The organism is Micromonospora sp. NPDC047740, from assembly GCF_043204735.1.
Classification (GTDB): domain Bacteria; phylum Actinomycetota; class Actinomycetes; order Mycobacteriales; family Micromonosporaceae; genus Micromonospora.
In genome coordinates, this window is record NZ_JBIDCT010000019.1 from 130,046 (window position 1) to 147,833 (window position 17,788).

Sequence of the window (17,788 nt, forward strand, 5' to 3'; positions counted from 1 at the left end):
AACTTCCGCTTGTGGGCTGCAAAAGCTTGCTCGCTACAAACGTTGCTTTTGTTGATCAGAGACGTTAGTTGTCTTGAACGAGACGGTTCGCTCCACTAGCGTCCCTGCTATGGGTGGGCAGAGGGTTAACAGGCGGCTTCTCAGCGTCGCTGCGGCCACCGTTGCGATCGCCGTCGGAGCACTGCCTCTGGCGGGATGTAGCGACGATTCCGAGGGGGCGACGGGGCCGGAGCGCGACCTGACAGCGCTTCAATGCCCGATGGTGGAGACGGGACAGAACAGCGGCGTCAGCCAGTACCGGCCCGCGAAGAATGCCTTCGATACGGCAGAGCTGCTCGGGATGCAGCTCGCTGAGGCCCGTGGGAAGGCGGCCCGCCACGGCTGCGAGATCGTCGTTGCGCGCGAGGACGACAAGAGCCAGCCCGTGCCGATAGAGGTCGACCCGACGAGGATCTATGTCTACATCGCGCATGGCGCCGTCAGCCACATAGAGGGGGTCGGTGGCGGACTCTAGGGCGGCGACCCGATGCGCACTCTCACCGGGGCTTCCGCAGTCGCCACCGGTCGGCGGTCACGGTGGGTCGTAATCGCGGTGTGGCTTGCGCTCGCGATGCTCGTGGTGCCGCTACACGCCAAGCTCAGCGAACGGGCCGCCGACGAGAGCCAGACATTCCTCGTCCGGGGGGCCGAGTCGGCGGAGGCCAAGCGGATCATCAACGAGCAGTTCCGGCGCGGCGGCGAGACAGCGGCGGTAATCGCCTACTTCCGCGAGGGTGGGATCACAGCGGACGACGGGCAGCGCGCCGACGCCGACGCCCGCGCGCTGTGCCGGTCCGGCGCCATCCCGAAGTTGACGATGGTCGCCACCCCGTACCAGCGCGCATGCGGCAAGACCGATCCGCTCGACATGAGCCCGGGCGGCTCGCTACTCACCTCACCCGACAACAGCGTCATCTTGAGCACAGTCCTGATGACCGACGGCTCGACGCCCGCCAGCGAGCAGGCCGTCGCGGCAATCCGCGAGGTCGTCCCGCCGGCCGCCGGCGACGAGAGCGGATTGCGGGCCTTCGTCACCGGCCGCGCCGGCTTTGAGGCCGACCGAAGTGCTGCGCTCAAAGGAATCAACGGGACCCTCTTGGCGGTCACCGTCGTCATCCTGCTGCTCCTGCTGCTCGCGACCTACCGCTCGCCGCTGATTGCTCTGGTACCGCTGGCCGTCGTCGCCGTCGCCTATCTTCTCGCCGCCGGCCTTGCCTACGCTCTCGTCGCCGCCGGCCTCACCGAGGTTAGCGGCCAGACGACCGCGATCCTGATCGTGCTGATGTTCGGTGCCGGCACCGACTACTGTCTGCTGATCGTGGCGCGGTTTCGCGACGAACTGCGACGGGCGCGGGACGTTGAGGAGGCGATGGTCGCCGCCGCCCAGCGCACCGGCCCGGCGATTCTCTCCGCCGGAGCGATCGTCGTCGGCGCGATGCTGGTCCTCGCCCTCGCCGACTTCAACGCCACGCGCGAGATGGGCCCGATCCTCGCCCTCGGCGTCGCGATCATGGTCGGTGCCGGTCTGACGCTCCTGCCCGCGCTGCTCACCGCCCTCGGACGACGGGCATTCTGGCCCGCGATTCCCCGCCACGAGCCCGAGGCCGCACCCGCAGTCACGTTTTGGGGGCGCGTCGCGAGCCTTGTTCACGCACGCCCCGCAGTGATCGCCGCGGCGGTCACCGCTCTCCTCGCCGCGGGCGCGCTGGCCACCATCGGCGGGCGTCCGGCGCTCGACTTCGCCGCGTCCTTCCGCGAGGCGCCGGACTCGGTCCGCGGTCAACAGGTGATCCGCAACCACTTCATACCCGGCCGGGCGGCGCCGCTTCGCATCGTCGTAGCCGACGAGGCAAGCGGGAAGGTCCAGAGCGCTCTCACCGAAGGCACACACTCACCCATCGCCGACATGCACGCGGTGGCCAGGTCGGTCGGGGCGGACAGCGGCTTCCTGGGTGCGGCGGCGCAAGGCCAGCGAAGGCCCGCGACAAACCTGGTCATCTTCGACGCAGACCTGCGGATGGATCCGTTCTCAGAGCGGGCCACCGACGCCGTCCCAGTGCTGCGCGAGATCGCTGACCGCGCGGCCGACGGTCGGACCGTCCTGATCGGCGGGACCGTGGCCGAGAACTACGATGCCCGCCAGGCACTCAGGCGTGACACCAGGCTGATCGTCCCGGTCGGCCTTGCCCTGATCCTCCTTGTCCTCACTCTGCTCCTGCGCGCGGTGGTGATGCCGCTCTACGTGATCGCGACCGTGATCCTCTCCTTCGGCTTCGCCCTCGGCGTCAGTTCCCTTATCTTCACCCACATCCTCGGCCAGCCGGCCTCAGACCCAAACCTGCCGTTGTACACGTTCATCTTCATCGTCGCCCTGGGCGTCGACTACAACGTGTTTCTCCTCAGCCGGATCAGCGAACAGCGTCGGCAGCACGAGACCCGCCGCGCGGTGACGGAGGCCCTTGAGCGAACCGGCGGCGTGATCACCTCCGCTGGCCTCGTGCTGGCCGCCACCTTCGCGACCTTGATGGCGGTTCCGATGGAGGCGCTGTTTCAGATCGGCTTCGTGATCACCCTGGGCCTGCTCGCCGACACGTTCCTCGTCCGGGCCCTGCTCGTCCCCGCTCTCGCGGTGCTGCTCGGCGAGCGAAACTGGTGGCCATCCAAGCAGACCGCTACCCCGGGCTGACGTCGCCGGCCGCTGTTTCCCGGTCTTCATCTCGCTCCACGCGTTCCCCAATGCGGTCGCGACGGGGACGTTCAGGTGGTCCTCACGCGTGGGTGTCAGGAGTTGCGCGGGGTTACGAGGCCGGATTCGTAGGCGAGGACTACGAGCTGTGCGCGGTCGCGGGCGTGGAGCTTGGTCATGGCTCGGTTGATGTGGGTTTTCGCGGTCGTCGGGCTGATCACCATGAGATCGGCGATCTGGTCGTTGGACAGGCCCTGCGCGACCAGCGCTACGGCCTCGCGTTCGCGGTTGGTCAGTTCTTTCAGCCCCGTGTTGGTGCTGGTGTGGAGCGGCTGGGTGACGTACCGGTTGATCAGCTTGCGGGTGATCGACGGTGCGAGCAGGGCGTCGCCGCGGGCGGCGACGCGTACGGCGTGGAGGAAGTCTTCCGGCACGATGTCTTTGACGAGGAATCCGGCGGCGCCGGCGCGCAGCGCGTTGAAGACGTACTCGTCCAAGCCGTAGTTGGTCAAAATGACGACGTGCACCCGGGCCAGGGTTGGGTCCGCAGCGATGCGCCGGGTCGCCTCGATGCCGTCGATGACGGGCATCTGGACGTCGATGAGCGCGATGTCGGGCAGGTGTTCCTTTGCCAGCGCCAGGCCCTCGCTGCCGTCGGCGGCCTCGGCCACCACCTCGATGTCGTCCTCGACGTCGAGGAGCGCGCGGAATCCGCTGCGGATAAGCGGCTGGTCGTCGACCAACAGGACACGGATCATGACGTTTGGTCCACGGGAAGTTCGGCTTGGACGGTGAAGCCACCGCCGCTGCGCGGTTCCGCGCGGAGGTGACCTCCGAGGGCACTGACTCGTTCGCGCATCCCGAGCAGCCCGACGCCGGGCACCGGCGCGGTGTCCGGCGTGGCCCTGCCGTCGTCATCGACACGGATCGCGAGGGCGTCGGGCCGGTAGTCGATCCGAACCGACGCCGTAGCGGCGGCGGCGTGACGGGCGATGTTCGTGAGCGACTCCTGAACGATCCGGTAGGCGGTCCGGTCCACCGCGGCCGGCACATCGTTTCGGTTTCCCTCGATCGTCAGCGTCGCGTCCAGACCGGTCGCCCGGGCTCGTTGCACCAGGTCCGGCAGATCGTCGAGCCCATGCGGCGGGTTTTTGTCGTCGTCGCGCAGCGCCTCCAGGGTCGCTCGCAACTCCCGGGCCGCCTCACGACCGGCCTCCCGGATCGCCAGCAGGGCCTCCGGCACCTGTTCACCCCGCTTGCGGGCCAGATGGACGGCGACTTCGGCCTGCACCTTGATGACGGAGATCTGGTGGGTGAGCGAATCATGCAGCTCCCGTGCGATGTGCAGCCGCTCCTCGTTGGCGCGGCGCCGAGCGGTCTCCTCGCGGGTGCGCTCGGCCCCATCCGCCCGGCGCTCGGCCTGTCGCACTGCTTCACCCGCCGCACCGGCGGCGATCAGCCAGGCCAGCTCGAGGACACCGCGGGCCTGCGCGAACGCCTCGCCCGTGTCATGCAGGCCCGAGGCCATGGCTGCGAGGAGGAGAGCGAGCAGCATGATCACGCTCGCCGCCACCGTGACGGTGCGGTGTCCGGCCCGCACGGCGGCGTACACCGCGAACAGGAACGCGACGGCAGGCACGTCAAAACCAACCGCCTGGTAACCCACCGCGAACAGCCCGGTGACGGCCAGGACGGGAACCGGAGCGCGGCGGCGTGCGGCCAGCGCCAGACCGCCGGCCGCCAACAGCGCGTAGCCGAGCCGGTCGAGGTTGGTGGCGGAGTGCTGCCCGGATAGCCCGGTGACTACCAGGATCGCCGCCACGCTGACGGCGATCGTCCAGTCTCTGACACCGATCCGTCGCCTGCTCATGCGCGCACCCTAACCGCAAGTCCGCCCGGGCGACTCGTGCGCGCGGATGATCGGGCGCCTACCGCAAACGCGGTAGCTTACCGGCTTTCTACGGCATCCGCGGCAGCCGGATGCACCGCTTGCGGCAGCGTAAAGTGCCCGCGCCAGCAGGACGACAGGCGGTGGGTCCGGCGGACAGGATCAGACGACAACCAGTCCTAAGAGGAAAAGGAGCAGCGCATGTCCGTCCGTCACCTGCTCGCCGCAGCCGCAGCCGCCCTGCTCGGAGTTTTCGTGCTTGCCACACCAGCGGCCGCGCACGTCTTGGCCCAGCCCACCACTGTTTACGGCTGGACCCCCGAACGAATCTGGGGCAGCGCGGCCGCGCTACTGGCGCTGGCTGGCGTGGTCATCGGCGGGCTGGCTCTGGCCCGCCCCGCCAGTCGAATCGGCAACGGAGGTAAGGGCGCCATCGTGGCGCTGGTGGCGGGGCTGGTCGCCGTGGTCAACGGCGGGCTGGTGGTGATCACCGCCGACGGTGGTCTCGGCACCGGTAACGGGATCGCCGGTGGCTACTTGGCCCTCATGGTTGGGCTGATCGCCACGGTCCTCGGCTGGCTGGCCCTGGCCCGCTCCCGCCGCACCGTCTGACCGCAGCGAACACGAGCGCTCGCTTGGGTCCACCTGAAGACCGCCCCACCAAGTTCCAGCGTGCCGTACGCGCCCGTCCCAGCCTCATGCTCGGGTAGCTGCCCTCAGCCGCGGACCTGCCGGCGATCACCCATTCAGCACGCATTCAGTCACGCAGCACTACACGGTACTTGGTAGCAGCTTCCTTCACTGCAGCCCAACTCAGGAAGGCGAACGATGCGACACACCATCTCGATCTGGCGAACACTCGCTGCTGGTCTCGCCGGAGGCATCGCGTTCGTGCTAGGCACGTTCGTCACATTCCGCCTGCTCGGCGGTTCACGCCCAGGCGCGGAAGGGTTGTTGTTCGACCCCGACACCCAGCATCCCAAGGTCATCACCGTGTGGAAGGAACTGGAGCCACTTCCACGGGTTCTGGAGAATCCGCTGGTCATCCTCGGCGGGATGCTCGCGTTCGGGATTGGCTACGCCGTCGTCTACCGGTCCATCGCTCCTGCTTGGACGACGGGCCTGCACAGCAGGGCATGGCGGCTCGGCCTCATCGTGTGGCTGGGCACCGTGTTCGCCGAGTTCATGGGCCCATTCAACGTGCTGCACCAGCCCCTGAACCTCAGCGTCCTGGCCTGGGCGATGTGGGCAGTATGCGCCTTCGCCGAGGCGTACGTGCTGGTATTCGTATTGGATCGGGGCCTGTCCAAGGGCCGTGAACAAGGCGAACGCGGCTCTGCGCATCGCTCCACCGCGGCCGAACCCCATGCCTGACGCCAACCGGTGGAGACGCTTGCCCACCCGGGACCGGTGTCGGCGCTGCGCTCCTGGGTTCAGATGTACCGGCCGATCGGCTTTCACGCCGTACTGGGCTTCCTGGAGAAACCGGCCAGCCGTTTCCAAGGTAAGGAGGGGCTATGACACGTCCAGACAGGGTGCTCGTCACTGGTGGCACCGGCGTGCTGGGTCGCGAGCTGGTACATCGGCTACAGGATCGGACCGAGGTGCGGGTGTTGAGCCGTCGCCCATCTCAGGGACCTGGGTTCGTCCAGGGTGATCTCGAGACCGGCGATGGCCTGGCCGCAGCGGTCGAGGATGTGGATGTGATCGCCCACTGCGCGAGTGCGGCCGACTACCGGCGACCGCAACGGGACGTGACCCAGCTCCGGCAGCTGCTCAATGCGACAAGTGGAGCACGGCCGCACCTGGTGTACGTCTCGATCGTCGGAGTGGACCGGGTTCGGTTCGGGTTCTTCCAGGCCAAGCTAGATAACGAGCGGCTCGTCGAAGACTCCGGGCTGCCATGGACGATCCTGCGGGCCACCGAGTTCCATGATCTGATGCTGATGTACTTGACGCGACTTTCCAAAGGTCCGGCCGCCGTGGTGCCGCGGAAGTCACTGTTGCAGCCAGTCGACGTGGGCGATGTCGCCGATCGAATGGCCGAACTCGTCATGGGGCCTGCGGCAGGCCGCGTCCGCGAACTCGGCGGGCCGAAGGTCGAGTCGATGGCGGCCCTGATGCGCGCCTATCTCGCCGCTGCACAGCGCCGCCGCCCAGTCATCAAGATCCCCCTCTGGGGCAGGCTGGGCGCGGGGTTCGGCGTGGGTGGCCACCTGCTCACCAATGGTGACCGCGGCACGGTCACCTTCGCCGACTACCTACACGCGCGTAGTGACGCTGACGGCCTCCTCGACCATCCCAACCCCTGAATGCGGTGTGCCCGAGCAGCGCCGTGACCGTCGTGATTCAGGTCCGTGGCCGCGACAGCGCCCCGGATTGTCCGCGGGCCGGAAGTAGTCGTCAACAACCCGAGTTACACCGTTCGTTTGACGGCCCCCTCGACGGGCCAGGTGCAGTGGGTTGGCGCGGGAGTTGTATGCCTTGTCGTGTGTGGGGTTAGCACCCTCACGAGTTCGAATCTCGTACCTCCGCCACCCTGCGAAGAGCCGGTCCCACTGGGACCGGCCCTTCGTCGCACGCGCCCGTCAGTTCACGTTCGACCAGTATGCGACGTCGTGGTAACTCGGGACGCTACCGTCCTTGTCCAACCAGATGGCGAACCTGAACACGTTGCCCTCACGAAGGTCGTACGGGCTGCCGAACGATGCCCGGGCCTCGATGCAGTTGCCATTGCCGCCGACACTCAGGTTGTACTTGTGAAGGTTGTTCTGGGTCCAGTCGGAGACCGTCATATAGACCTTCCACCCGTCGGCCTCGATGTCGCAGAGTTGCACGACGTCGCCGTCGGCGCGGAAGCGAACGATCCCGCCCGGGTCGGCGTCATCGGTGTACATCCAGTGGTCCCAGGTGGCGGCGGAGGCCGGGGCCGCGAACGTCAGGGACGCGGCGGCGGCGAGCGCCGCTGCGGCCAGACCGGACAGGATGCGTCGAGATTTCATGAGGTCCCTTCCCGGTGATCGACAGGTTGATCCACGGCACGCCCGCTCCGGGCGGACCTTCGGCGAGCCGCGGTGGTGATGCGGCAGACGCTATGACGTGGCCTCCTGCCGGTGCCACCGTGCACGATGCTCGAATTCCTCTGCCAACTGTGCACGGTGCCCACTCGCGGCACCGAAAGGGGGCGTGGACAAGGTCGACCGGGTCGAGCTGTATCCGGGCCTTGGCTTTGACGAGCCATGGGATGGGTCCTACGACACCTGACAATGCGCTAAATTCCCGGCCGCCGCGAAGGGCATCGGACGCGGATCCGGCGCAGCCGACAGCGAAACGCATGCGAAAGGTCGAGAGACACCGACGATCGCAAGCCAGGCCAGAGTGCCGATGGGTCCAATTTCGGTGGATCTGCCGTCGCCTCGCGGCATAGGGGTTCATGCCTCTCGGCCTCACCTGAGTCCGTGTCCGATCCGTGCCCGATGCAGCGGTCACTACCAGCCAACAGCGGGACATTGGATGGCAGCAGCATGACCGCGAGGCATTGCCCCGGTCCGCCGCCGTGGCTGGTCAGCACCTCGACCAAACCGTCGGTCAGAGCGACGCAACGCACGTTCCAAACCTGACGGTCTGTGGCTACTGGTCGTCGTCTTCGTCGTCCCGCATCAGGCGGTCGAGGTCCTCCGGGCGCATCCGCTTGATTTGGGTCTCCAGTTTGCGGCTGTACTGGCGATCGTTCGGATCCATCCCATTGCGAGACCGAGAGCTGCGGCCATACTCCTTGAGGAAGCCACCCAGCTCCCGACGCATGCGTTCCCGCCGGCCCGACATGGACGCCACTCTAGGATCCGAAGGGCGAGTCACGCCTTCCCATAACCGAAGCCGACAGCAACGGCGACAGCAACGGCCCGAGATGAGGACAGTCGGCGGCGACCGAGCCTGGATCGTAGCCCGAGGTCACGGACGCGGACGGACGCCTAGACGAAGCGCGCAGTTCTTACAAGCGAGGGGTCGATCGACGGACGATTCGCTCGTCTTCGCCATCGAGAACCCGCCCCTACAGATTGACCAACCGGTACGGCTACGGCTTACCTTTAGTTGGTGAACTGGCGGCCCGCCGGGGGCGACGTTGTGGCCCGTGTGCGTTATGCCTGGATGGTCGGCTTCCCCTCCTCGTTGCCGGGCCCGCGGCGGCCGCTTGGCGGTCGCCGCGGGCGACATCTTTCCTGTGGTGTCAGGCGATTTTGCGATGGTAGGCCCGCATGGCGAAGGCGTAGGCGACGACGAGGATGCCGGCGCACCAGCCGAGGGCGATCCAGATGTCGTTGCCGACCGGCTGCTGCTCGAACATCGCCCTGATGGTGTTGACGATGGAGGTGACCGGTTGGTGTTCGGCGAAGGCTTTCACCGGCCCGGGCATGGTGTCGGTGGGGACGAACGCCGAGCTGATGAACGGTAGGAAGACAAGAGGGTAGGAGAAGGCGGACGCTCCGTCTGGCGAGGACGCCGCCAGGCCGGCGATCATCGCGACCCACGTTAGCGCGAGGGTGAACAGCGCTAGGATCCCGACGACGGCAAGCCAGGCCAGCACACCGGCCGAGGTGCGAAAGCCCATGATGAGCCCGACCCCGATGATGACCACGACGGAGATGGCATTGGACACCATCGAGGTCAGCACGTGTCCCCAAAGGACGGACGACCGTGTAATCGGCATCGAGTGGAACCGTTCGAATATGCCGCTCTGCATGTCGTTGAACAGCCGGAAGCCGGTGTAGGAGATGCCGCTGGCGATGGCGATGAGCAGGATGCCGGGCATCAGGTAATTGGTGTAGTTGTCGGTACCGGCCTGGATGGCGCCGCCGAACACGTAGCGGAACAACAGCATGAACGCGATCGGCATGATCGTGACGGTGATGATGGTGTCCATGCTGCGGGTAACGTGGCGGATGGACCGTCCGAGCATGACGCTGGTGTTGCTGACGACATGCGAGCTCATCGCTGCATCTTCTTGGTGCCGACGATCGACAGGAAGATCTCCTCCAGGGTGGGCTGGCGTTCCACGAGTTCCGCCTTCGCGGGCGGCAACAGCTGGCGCAGGTCCGCCAGGGTGCCCGACACGATGATCGTGCCTTGGTGCAGGATCGCGATCCGGTCGGCCAGCTTCTCCGCTTCTTCCAGGTACTGGGTGGTCAGAAGGACCGTCGTGCCCTTGCCGGCAAGGCTCTTGATCTCCTTCCACACTTCGATGCGGGCTTCCGGGTCGAGGCCGGTGGTCGGCTCGTCGAGGAAGATGACCGGCGGGTCGCCGATGAGGCTCATGGCGATATCCAGGCGCCGGCGCATGCCGCCCGAGTAGGTCGCCACCCGGCGCGCGCCCGAGTCAGAGAGGCCGAATCGTTCGAGCAGGCCGTCGGCGACCTGGCCGGGGTTCTTCACCTGTCGCAACTTGGCGACCATGATCAGGTTTTCGCGGCCGGTGAGGATCTGGTCGACTGCGGCGAACTGTCCGGTCAGGCTGATCGACTCCCGGATCTTTTCGGGCTGGGAAACGGCGTCGAATCCGTTGACGCTTGCGCTGCCGCCATCGGGTTTGAGTAGCGTGGACAGTATGCGCACGACGGTGGTCTTGCCGGCGCCGTTGGAGCCGAGCAGTGCGAAGATGCTGCCACTGGCCACGGCGAAGTCCACGCCCTTGAGGACCTCGAGCTTGCCGTAGGACTTGTGCAATCCCATAACCTGGATCGCGAGGGGCGGGGTTTGCATATGGTGACGTCTCCTTATTCGACGGTCACGTTGGCCGGTTCGACGCCGAAGCCCTTGAGCGCGGCGAAGGTGAGCTTGTCCATGCGCGCCCCGTCAAAGTTCACGGTGCGTAGGGCCTTGTAGTACCTCTTGCTCCAGCCGCCGCGGAAAGAGCAGTCGCGCAGGATCGCCCCGCGCATCGACAGGCCCTCAAGCCCTGCCCGGTCGAACTTCACACCGGTGAAGGCCGCCCCGTCGAAGTTGAGGCCGCGCAGATCGGACGCGGAGAAGTCCACGCCGGTGAACGTGCAGCGTTCGAAGACGGTCTTCCGCAGGTCGGTCTTGCGGAACGCGACGTCGGTAAGCGCGGCGTCGGCGAACCGGACGCCGTTGAGCCCGGACATGCTGAAGTCGGTACGGACCAGCTTTGCGCGGCGGAAGCTGGCATCCGACAGGTCGGACGTCGTGAAGTTCGCGTCGGTCAGGTTGGCGCCGTCGAAGTTGACGTCTCTCATGTCGCTGCTCTTGAACTTGCTGCCGGTGAGGTCGGCGTTGGAGAAGTCGGAGCCGCGCAGCGCGCTCGCTCCGAACCTTCCCTGTCGCGCCGCGACGCCGGCGAAGTCGCTGCCCTCCAGGGCGCTCGCGTCGAATCGCGTAACCACCTGCCGCTCGAGAACCCGCGAGAGATTCGACACCTCCCGCACCGTCTCCTCGATGTCGCCGATGCTGTCGACGGTCAGCTCGAACGCCGCCGCCTCATCTTTGCCCTCGGCGAGCAGCTCGCGATATCGCTCCTGCAGATCGGCGAGCAGGTCCGTCTTCAGTTCGCCAACACTCTTGGTGCCCTCGTAAGGGGCGAAGACGCCGTCCACGTACTCGTTGAGTCTGTCGTTCATTGGTGTTCGTCCCCTTTACAGCAGCGTGTCCAGTACGCGCTTGGCGTAGTCCCAGGTGGTCTTGTTGTGCGCGTAGGTCGCGCGGCCCTTGTCGGTGATCCGGAAGTATTTGCGCCGTCCGCCCTGAGACTCGTCGCCCCAGTACCAGGTGATGTCGCCCTCGGCCTCCAAGCGCCGGACGCTGGAGTACATAGTGGCTTCCTTGAGCTCGTACTCGCCCTGCGAGCGTTCAGCGATCAGCTTGACGATCTCGTAGCCGTAGCGGTCGGACTCCGTCAGCAGCCGCAAGATCATCGTGTCGGTGTTCCCGCGTAGCAGATCGGATGTGATCTTGTTGGTGCTCATACCTCACCTCCCGGGTTACACCGTAGGTCGCGGTACTGTGGCTGTCAAGGTAGTTGGTGGATCGCGGTATGTCGGCGACTGAGGCACTGCCTCGACGCCAGCTCCGCCGCAACCGCCGTGGAAAAACACCGATGAACCAGCCGCTTGGCCATGACGACATCGCGTTGCTGATCGAACAAGCCGCCGAAACCGGTGACCTCGGCCTGCTGCGACACCTAGCCGATGCGGGCAGCAAAGATGCTCTTGACCATCTGGTCGAGTCAGCGGCAGAGCAGGCTGACGAGCACGATCCCGCGCGTACGGCGGGGCGGCGCTGACACGGATGCACTCTGCTTCATGCACCCGTTAGAAACGGAGGGCCGCTGCAGTGGCGTATGCACTTTTGGATACGCCCGCGATACACGCAATCCCCGGCGTCGTCGCCCGGCACCTCGGCCACGACCACCGGGCGGACGAGCCAGTGCTGGCGTTGACGCCCGAGCAGCACATCGTGTCCGTGCCGTACTTCCCGCCCGGCGGCTTCTCCCGCTGCAGTCGACGTGCTGGAGTCGGTCGCCAAGCGGGTGGCGCGACCTCGATCGCGGTCGTCCGGTCCTGGCTGCAGCAGCACTCGCCGAGCATTATGCTGATCCCGGGCACCTCGTCGGTTGCCCACGTGGGCGGGAACATCGCCGGCGCGGCCGTGCCGCCCGACGCCCCCTCGCCGAACGATCTGAGCAGTGAACGCCCACGCAAAGGTGTCGTAGCCGGCCGGTTTGCTCGTCTCCACCCAGTTCCGGGATGAGGGCCTACCTACCATGAAGTGCCAGGTCAAAGGCCTGATCGCCGGGAACGGCCGCCGGGCCTCTCCATCATCCGGTCTCAGCGGATCTCCCGAGATCGTGAACGACTGGAGTTCGACATGAGCGACACGCTCGACTGGAACGCGAAGATCATCGCGGAGTTCCGAGCAAACGAGGGCAGGGTTGGCGGGAACTTCGAGGGCGCTCCGCTGGTCCTGTTGCATCACCGCGGCCGCAAAAGCGGGCGGGAGCACGTCAACCCGACCATGTACCTCCCGCACGACACCGAGCCGGGCATCATCTACGTCTTCGCAACCAAGGGTGGAGCACCCACCAACCCGGACTGGTACCACAACTTGGCCGCCGCCGGTGTCGGGAGTGTCGAACGCGGAACCGAGACATACAAGGTGACCGTCCGCGAACTGACCGGCGCTGAACGCGACCGCATCTACGCCGAGCAAGCGCGGCGCTACCCTGGCTTTGCCGAGTATGCACGCCAAACTGCTGGAGTCCGCACCATTCCTGTGCTCGAACTTAGGCGGGCGTAGCCCACACCCGTAGGACCGGCCAGCGAGATCCCGGCCTCCGCATCCGGCTGCCCGTGCCGCCGCCACAGAGCTCGACAGTGACGGCAGACGGCCATGAGAGCCAGGACAACGGCCGGACGGCAGCCGGGCTGGTGGCGTTTACGACCGCGCGGAGCGGCCTGTTGTAAAGTTCGTGCCGCAAGAGGCGTTGATGGGGACGAGTACCACCGGACGCAGCTCGGAGCGACTCGGGGGCGGTGTGAGCCCGGGAGCGTGCACGGCGGGAAGATCACCCCGGAGCCGTCGGAAGAAAGGCCCGCGGGCCGAGTAGAACTGACCTTGCATCCGAATGAGCGGGTCGTGCGTTTCACGCGACCAAGGAGGGTGGTACCGCGGGGCCCGGCCTCGTCCCTCCGTTGGACAGCACGCCCGACGGAGGACCGACCGGATGTACAGAACCGTGCCCGCGCAGGTCGATTTGGCCACCCTTGACCATGAGGTGCTGCATTTCTGGCACAGCAACAGCATCTTCAAGCGCAGCCTCGAGCAGACCGAGGGGCGGCCCGACTGGATCTTCTACGAAGGCCCACCGACCGCCAACGGGCTGCCGGGAACCCACCACATCGAGGCGCGGGTGTTCAAGGACATCTTCCCGCGCTACAAGACCATGAAGGGCTTCCACGTCCCCCGCAAAGCGGGCTGGGACTGCCACGGCCTGCCGGTCGAGCTCGCGGTGGAAAAGGAACTCGGCTTCACCGGCAAGCAGGACATCGAGGCCTACGGCATCGCCGAGTTCAACGCCAAATGCCGGGAATCAGTGACCCGACACACGGACGCCTTCGCCGAGCTGACCGAGCGCATGGGCTACTGGGTCGACATGGACGACGCGTACCGCACCATGGACCCACACTACGTGGAATCCGTCTGGTGGTCGCTCAAGCAGATCTTCGACCAGGGCCTGCTGGTGGAGGACTTCCGGGTGGCACCGTGGTGCCCACGCGACCAGACCGCGCTGAGCGACCACGAGCTGGCGCAGGGCTACGAGAACGACACGGATCCCTCAGTGTTCGTGCGATTCCCGCTGACCTCGGGACCCCTCGCCGGGCAGGCGTCACTACTGGTGTGGACGACGACCCCGTGGACCCTGGTGTCCAATACGGCCGTGGCGGTACACCCGGACGTCACCTACGTGGTGGCGACCGACGGCACCGAGCGGCTCGTCGTCGCCGAGCCGCTGCTGGAGCAGGTCCTCGACGGCTGGACCCGCACCGGCGACAGCTTCACCGGCAAGGAGCTGGAGCGCTGGACCTACCGGCGGCCGTTTGACCTGGTCGACGTGCCGGACGCGCACCTCGTCATACTCGCGACCTACGTCACGACCGACAGCGGCACCGGCCTGGTCCACCAGGCACCCGCGTTCGGCGCCGACGACCTCGCCAGCTGCCGGACCTACGGGCTGCCGATGGTTAACCCGGTGCGCCCCGACGGCACGTTCGAGACGCAGATCCCGTTGGTCGGCGGGATGTTCTTCAAGGACGCCGACGCGTCGCTGGTCACCGACCTGCAGAACCGCGGCCTGCTGTTCCGCGAGCAGCAGTACGAGCACAGCTACCCGCACTGCTGGCGCTGCCACACGCCGCTCATCTACTACGCCCAGCCGTCCTGGTACGTGCGCACCACGGCGATCCGCGACCAGCTGCTGCGCGAGAACGAGCGCACCAACTGGCACCCCGCGACCATCAAGCACGGCCGCTACGGTGACTGGCTGACCAACAACGTCGACTGGGCCCTGTCACGGTCCCGCTACTGGGGCACCCCGCTGCCGATCTGGCGCTGCCCGCAGCGACACCTGACCTGTGTCGGCTCGCTCGCCGAACTCAGCGAGCTGACCGGGCGGGAACTGTCGAACCTCGACCCGCACCGCCCATTCGTCGACGACGTCACCCTCACCTGCCACTGCGGCGCGACGGCGACGCGCGTGCCGGAGGTCATCGACGCCTGGTACGACTCGGGCGCAATGCCCTTCGCCCAGTTCGGCTACCCACACCGCAACCAGCAACTGTTCGAGCGCAGCTACCCGGCCCAGTTCATCTGCGAGGCGATCGACCAGACCCGCGGCTGGTTCTACACCCTCATGGCCGTCGGCACGCTGGTCTTCGACCGGTCCTCGTACGAGAACGTCGTCTGTCTCGGGCACATCCTCGCCGAAGACGGCCGCAAGATGTCCAAGCACCTGGGCAACATCCTCGAGCCCATCCCGCTGATGGAGCAGCACGGCGCCGACGCCGTGCGCTGGTACATGGCCGCCGCAGGCTCGCCCTGGTCATCCCGCCGGGTGGGTCACACGACCCTGCAGGAAGTGGTCCGCAAGACGCTGCTGACCTACTGGAACACGGTCGCCTTCCAGGCGCTCTACGGCCGCACCGCGAACTGGGTGCCGTCCGCTGAGGACCCGGCGCCGGCGGACCGGCCGGTGCTCGACCGGTGGCTGCTCTCTGAGCTCAACGTCCTGGTGCGTCAGGTCGACGAGGCGATGGCCGCGTTCGACACCCAGGAGGCAGGCAAGCTGCTCGCCGCGTTCGTCGAAGACCTGTCGAACTGGTACGTCCGGCGCAGCCGCCGCCGCTTCTGGCGCGGCGACCCGGCCGCCCTGGCCACCCTGCACGAGGCGCTACGAACGGTGACCCTGCTGCTCGCGCCGCTCATCCCGTTCATCACCGAGCGGGTCTGGCAGGACATCGTGGTGGCGGTGGACCCGACGGCCGCCCCGTCGGTGCACCTGGCGGCGTATCCGGAGGTGGACGAATGCTTGATCGATCCCCGACTGGGTGAGCAGATGACGGTGGCCCGACGCCTGGTGGAACTGGGTCGCACGGCACGCGCCGAGTCCGGGGTCAAGACCCGCCAACCGCTGGCCCGCTCGCTCGCCTCGGCACAGGGCTTCGCCGACCTGGATCCGCAGCTCATCGCAGAGATTGCCGCAGAGCTCAACGTCGCCGTGGTCCTGCCGCTCGGTGCCTCAGAGGCGTCGCTGGTCGACACTACCGCTAAGGCGAACTTCCGGACCCTCGGCAAGCGGTTCGGCAAGGCGGTGCAGGACGTGGCCAAGGCCATCGCCGCGGCCGACGCCGCCGTTATCAAGCGGGGCCTCGCGGCCGGCGAGGCCACCGTGATCGTCGGTGGCGAGCCGCTGACCCTCGGCCCCGACGACGTGATCATCACCGAGACGCCGCGCCAAGGCTGGGCGGTCGCCTCGGAGGCCGGCGCCACGCTCGCGCTCGACCTGCAGCTGACCCCGGAGCTGCGCCGCGCCGGGCTCGCCCGCGAGGCGATCCGCCTGATCCAGGAGGCCCGCAAGACCAGCGGGCTGGAAGTCTCCGACCGGATCGAGCTGCGCTACGCAGCGGCCCAGAACGACGTCGCCGCGGCGCTCGACGAGCACCGCGACATGGTCGCCGACGAGGTGCTCGCGGTGCGGTTCGGCCCCGGCGAGCCGGACTGGGCAGCCACGCCGCACCAGGACGCCGACCTCGGCCTGAGGTTCTGGCTGCGCCGCGCCTGATCCGATTCGCCGTTACGGCGGCCGGTCTACTCGCGACCGGCCGCCCGCCACGGCGGCGGAGCCGGGTAGTCTGCGGCGTTTGAAGAGCCAGCCGCCCTTGGCGGAGGCGACCCGAACGGCGCCGACCACGCCCTGCCCTCCACTTCGTCCGCATGCCCGGCATTCACTCGGACGTGTGAAGAGATGGACAGTCGCCACGGACCCGCGTCGGCTCATGCGACGCCTATCGTCTGCCGCTCGGGTTCGATAACCGCAACGACCCGCCGTTCGTCTCGCGGGTACGGCTGGCCGGTGTACTTGGTGGCCAGTTGGTCGACGATCGTCCAGGCGGCGTCGTCTTCGAGCCACTCGATGACGCGGCCGCGGATGATGACCGGCTGGAACGGGTTGTCGGTGGGCGTCAGGGAGAGCGCGACCCGCGGGTCGCGGCGTAGGTTGCGGGCTTTGCGGGTGCTCGGGCCGGTGAGGATCGCGATGTGGTCGCCGTGCGTGCCGATCCAGACAGGGACGCAGTGGGGGGCGCCGTCGGGCAGGACGCTGGCGAGGTGTGCGATCGGGGTGCCGTCGAGCACGCGGCGCACGTCGGGGTTGAGCATCGTGGTCATCTCCTGGCGTGGGTTCTGGGTGGGCTTGTGGCGGTGGTTGTCGGCGCGCGACGCGACGTTGCCGGTGACGAGGGTCATCGCTCGACCTTGTAGTGGAGGTGGGTGACGCCGGGCGCCGGAACGGCGTCGACGAGGCGGAGTCGCACATGCCCGGGCAGCGCCTGGAAGAAGGGCCGGCCGCCGCCGAGTAGGACTGGCACCTGGTGGAGGACCATCTCGTCGACGAGCCCCGCTATCAACGCCTCGGTTACGACGCCGCCGCCCATGAGGCCGACGTCCTTGTCGCCGGCGGCCTCGCGCGCCGCGGCGACCGCGTCCTCGATGCCGGTGGTGACGAGGGTCTGCCGCTCGCTGATCTCCGGTGCGGGCCGGTGGCTGAGGACGAACAGCCGGGCCGTCGGGTGGGGGCTGCCCCCTCCGAAATGGTCGGAGTCCTCATAGGTGTTGCGGCCCGCCACGACCGCGCCCACGCGCCCGGCGAGGGCGTCGAAGACCCGTGTGCTGGGCTCGCTCAGCCTGAAGCCGTCGAACACCTGGCTGGGTGTGTCGCCGTCGAAGTACCAGTCGAAGAGCATCGTCCCGTCGCCGAGCCCACGCCCGGCGCCGGGCCCGCGGCCGGTGATGTAACCGTCGACCGACACCGCGTGGGCGCTGATGACCTTGCTCATCTCCGTGATCCTCCCTGGGGTTCCTTCAAGAGACGCTGTGACCATAGCAACCTC

Annotated in this window: 18 protein-coding genes; 8 read left to right on the forward strand and 10 right to left on the reverse strand. The window is 67.3% G+C overall.

Features of this window, described 5'->3' with window-relative positions:
- The first annotated feature begins 109 nt into the window (after positions 1-109).
- Positions 110-514 carry a hypothetical protein gene (locus ACGF4F_RS29645; RefSeq protein ID WP_393082401.1) on the forward strand — a complete coding sequence of 135 codons (405 nt, stop codon included), beginning with the start codon at positions 110-112 and terminating at the stop codon, positions 512-514.
- Between the two features lie 78 nt (positions 515-592).
- Complete coding sequence (locus ACGF4F_RS29650; RefSeq protein ID WP_393082404.1) at positions 593-2,725, forward strand: MMPL family transporter; 2,133 nt, start codon at positions 593-595, stop codon at positions 2,723-2,725.
- A 95-nt stretch (positions 2,726-2,820) separates the two neighbouring features.
- On the opposite strand, the gene ACGF4F_RS29655 is transcribed toward ACGF4F_RS29650, so the two are convergent.
- Both ACGF4F_RS29655 and ACGF4F_RS29660 read right to left on the reverse strand, forming a co-directional pair.
- The gene (locus ACGF4F_RS29655; protein ID WP_357446986.1) at positions 2,821-3,483 is read right to left on the reverse strand and encodes a response regulator transcription factor; all 663 of its coding nucleotides are present in this window, start codon (positions 3,481-3,483) and stop codon (positions 2,821-2,823) included.
- Positions 3,480-4,595 carry a histidine kinase gene (locus ACGF4F_RS29660; protein ID WP_357446988.1) on the reverse strand — a complete coding sequence of 372 codons (1,116 nt, stop codon included), beginning with the start codon at positions 4,593-4,595 and terminating at the stop codon, positions 3,480-3,482. The genes ACGF4F_RS29655 and ACGF4F_RS29660 overlap by 4 nt, the downstream gene beginning before the upstream one ends.
- A 219-nt stretch (positions 4,596-4,814) precedes the next feature.
- Between ACGF4F_RS29660 and ACGF4F_RS29665 the strand changes: the two genes are divergently transcribed.
- The 3 genes from ACGF4F_RS29665 (at position 4,815) to ACGF4F_RS29675 (ending at position 6,925) form a co-directional block, all read left to right on the forward strand.
- Positions 4,815-5,225 (forward strand): DUF6223 family protein, encoded by a 411-nt coding sequence (locus tag ACGF4F_RS29665; RefSeq protein WP_357446990.1) that lies wholly within the window; start codon positions 4,815-4,817, stop codon positions 5,223-5,225.
- A 216-nt stretch (positions 5,226-5,441) separates the two neighbouring features.
- Positions 5,442-5,987: a hypothetical protein gene (locus tag ACGF4F_RS29670; protein ID WP_393082409.1), complete on the forward strand. Its 546-nt coding sequence runs from the start codon at positions 5,442-5,444 to the stop codon at positions 5,985-5,987.
- 143 nt (positions 5,988-6,130) lie between these two features.
- Positions 6,131-6,925: an SDR family oxidoreductase gene (locus ACGF4F_RS29675; RefSeq protein WP_393082413.1), complete on the forward strand. Its 795-nt coding sequence runs from the start codon at positions 6,131-6,133 to the stop codon at positions 6,923-6,925.
- A gap of 276 nt (positions 6,926-7,201) precedes the next feature.
- Here the strand turns inward: ACGF4F_RS29675 and ACGF4F_RS29680 are convergent, their stop codons facing one another.
- The 6 genes from ACGF4F_RS29680 to ACGF4F_RS29705 all read right to left on the reverse strand — a co-directional run bounded on the left by ACGF4F_RS29680 (position 7,202) and on the right by ACGF4F_RS29705 (position 11,590).
- Complete coding sequence (locus tag ACGF4F_RS29680; RefSeq protein ID WP_393082416.1) at positions 7,202-7,615, reverse strand: hypothetical protein; 414 nt, start codon at positions 7,613-7,615, stop codon at positions 7,202-7,204.
- 628 nt (positions 7,616-8,243) lie between these two features.
- Positions 8,244-8,438, reverse strand: coding sequence for a hypothetical protein (locus ACGF4F_RS29685; protein WP_357447017.1), 195 nt, complete (start codon positions 8,436-8,438; stop codon positions 8,244-8,246).
- A gap of 403 nt (positions 8,439-8,841) precedes the next feature.
- Positions 8,842-9,603 carry an ABC transporter permease gene (locus ACGF4F_RS29690; RefSeq protein ID WP_357447020.1) on the reverse strand — a complete coding sequence of 254 codons (762 nt, stop codon included), beginning with the start codon at positions 9,601-9,603 and terminating at the stop codon, positions 8,842-8,844.
- Positions 9,600-10,370 carry an ABC transporter ATP-binding protein gene (locus ACGF4F_RS29695; protein WP_393082420.1) on the reverse strand — a complete coding sequence of 257 codons (771 nt, stop codon included), beginning with the start codon at positions 10,368-10,370 and terminating at the stop codon, positions 9,600-9,602. The genes ACGF4F_RS29690 and ACGF4F_RS29695 overlap by 4 nt, the downstream gene beginning before the upstream one ends.
- Positions 10,371-10,384: 14 nt before the next feature.
- Complete coding sequence (locus ACGF4F_RS29700) at positions 10,385-11,221, reverse strand: pentapeptide repeat-containing protein (protein WP_393082423.1); 837 nt, start codon at positions 11,219-11,221, stop codon at positions 10,385-10,387.
- Between the two features lie 39 nt (positions 11,222-11,260).
- On the reverse strand, positions 11,261-11,590 hold the full coding sequence (locus tag ACGF4F_RS29705) for a PadR family transcriptional regulator (RefSeq protein ID WP_357447030.1): 330 nt from the start codon (positions 11,588-11,590) through the stop codon (positions 11,261-11,263).
- A 131-nt stretch (positions 11,591-11,721) separates the two neighbouring features.
- Here ACGF4F_RS29705 and ACGF4F_RS29710 point away from each other — a divergent pair, with 131 nt between their 5' ends.
- From ACGF4F_RS29710 to ileS, 3 genes are all read left to right on the forward strand, one after another.
- Positions 11,722-11,907: a hypothetical protein gene (locus ACGF4F_RS29710; RefSeq protein WP_357447033.1), complete on the forward strand. Its 186-nt coding sequence runs from the start codon at positions 11,722-11,724 to the stop codon at positions 11,905-11,907.
- A gap of 584 nt (positions 11,908-12,491) precedes the next feature.
- On the forward strand, positions 12,492-12,920 hold the full coding sequence (locus ACGF4F_RS29715; protein WP_357447036.1) for a nitroreductase family deazaflavin-dependent oxidoreductase: 429 nt from the start codon (positions 12,492-12,494) through the stop codon (positions 12,918-12,920).
- 427 nt (positions 12,921-13,347) lie between these two features.
- A complete protein-coding gene (gene ileS, locus ACGF4F_RS29720) occupies positions 13,348-16,461 on the forward strand; it encodes an isoleucine--tRNA ligase (RefSeq protein ID WP_393082428.1) in 3,114 nt (1,037 codons plus the stop codon).
- Positions 16,462-16,673: 212 nt separating this feature from the next.
- Here ileS and ACGF4F_RS29725 read toward each other — a convergent pair whose 3' ends face one another.
- Both ACGF4F_RS29725 and ACGF4F_RS29730 read right to left on the reverse strand, forming a co-directional pair.
- Positions 16,674-17,144, reverse strand: a complete 471-nt coding sequence (locus ACGF4F_RS29725) for a PPOX class F420-dependent oxidoreductase (RefSeq protein ID WP_393082431.1) — start codon at positions 17,142-17,144, stop codon at positions 16,674-16,676.
- Positions 17,141-17,734, reverse strand: a complete 594-nt coding sequence (locus tag ACGF4F_RS29730) for a dihydrofolate reductase family protein (RefSeq protein ID WP_357447045.1) — start codon at positions 17,732-17,734, stop codon at positions 17,141-17,143. Before ACGF4F_RS29730 ends, ACGF4F_RS29725 begins: the two co-directional genes overlap by 4 nt.
- Positions 17,735-17,788 lie beyond the last annotated feature (54 nt).

Coding starts and splice junctions, on each gene's coding strand:
- ACGF4F_RS29690 (WP_357447020.1), bottom strand. CDS start 9,603: ATGAGCTCGCATGTCGTCAGCAACACCAGCGTCATGCTCGGACGGTCC.
- ACGF4F_RS29645 (WP_393082401.1), top strand. CDS start 110: ATGGGTGGGCAGAGGGTTAACAGGCGGCTTCTCAGCGTCGCTGCGGCC.
- ACGF4F_RS29730 (WP_357447045.1), bottom strand. CDS start 17,734: ATGAGCAAGGTCATCAGCGCCCACGCGGTGTCGGTCGACGGTTACATC.
- ACGF4F_RS29660 (WP_357446988.1), bottom strand. CDS start 4,595: ATGAGCAGGCGACGGATCGGTGTCAGAGACTGGACGATCGCCGTCAGC.
- ACGF4F_RS29710 (WP_357447033.1), top strand. CDS start 11,722: ATGAACCAGCCGCTTGGCCATGACGACATCGCGTTGCTGATCGAACAA.
- ACGF4F_RS29670 (WP_393082409.1), top strand. CDS start 5,442: ATGCGACACACCATCTCGATCTGGCGAACACTCGCTGCTGGTCTCGCC.
- ACGF4F_RS29725 (WP_393082431.1), bottom strand. CDS start 17,144: ATGACCCTCGTCACCGGCAACGTCGCGTCGCGCGCCGACAACCACCGC.
- ACGF4F_RS29715 (WP_357447036.1), top strand. CDS start 12,492: ATGAGCGACACGCTCGACTGGAACGCGAAGATCATCGCGGAGTTCCGA.
- ACGF4F_RS29655 (WP_357446986.1), bottom strand. CDS start 3,483: ATGATCCGTGTCCTGTTGGTCGACGACCAGCCGCTTATCCGCAGCGGA.
- ACGF4F_RS29675 (WP_393082413.1), top strand. CDS start 6,131: ATGACACGTCCAGACAGGGTGCTCGTCACTGGTGGCACCGGCGTGCTG.
- ACGF4F_RS29680 (WP_393082416.1), bottom strand. CDS start 7,615: ATGAAATCTCGACGCATCCTGTCCGGTCTGGCCGCAGCGGCGCTCGCC.
- ACGF4F_RS29685 (WP_357447017.1), bottom strand. CDS start 8,438: ATGTCGGGCCGGCGGGAACGCATGCGTCGGGAGCTGGGTGGCTTCCTC.
- ACGF4F_RS29665 (WP_357446990.1), top strand. CDS start 4,815: ATGTCCGTCCGTCACCTGCTCGCCGCAGCCGCAGCCGCCCTGCTCGGA.
- ileS (WP_393082428.1), top strand. CDS start 13,348: ATGTACAGAACCGTGCCCGCGCAGGTCGATTTGGCCACCCTTGACCAT.
- ACGF4F_RS29695 (WP_393082420.1), bottom strand. CDS start 10,370: ATGCAAACCCCGCCCCTCGCGATCCAGGTTATGGGATTGCACAAGTCC.
- ACGF4F_RS29705 (WP_357447030.1), bottom strand. CDS start 11,590: ATGAGCACCAACAAGATCACATCCGATCTGCTACGCGGGAACACCGAC.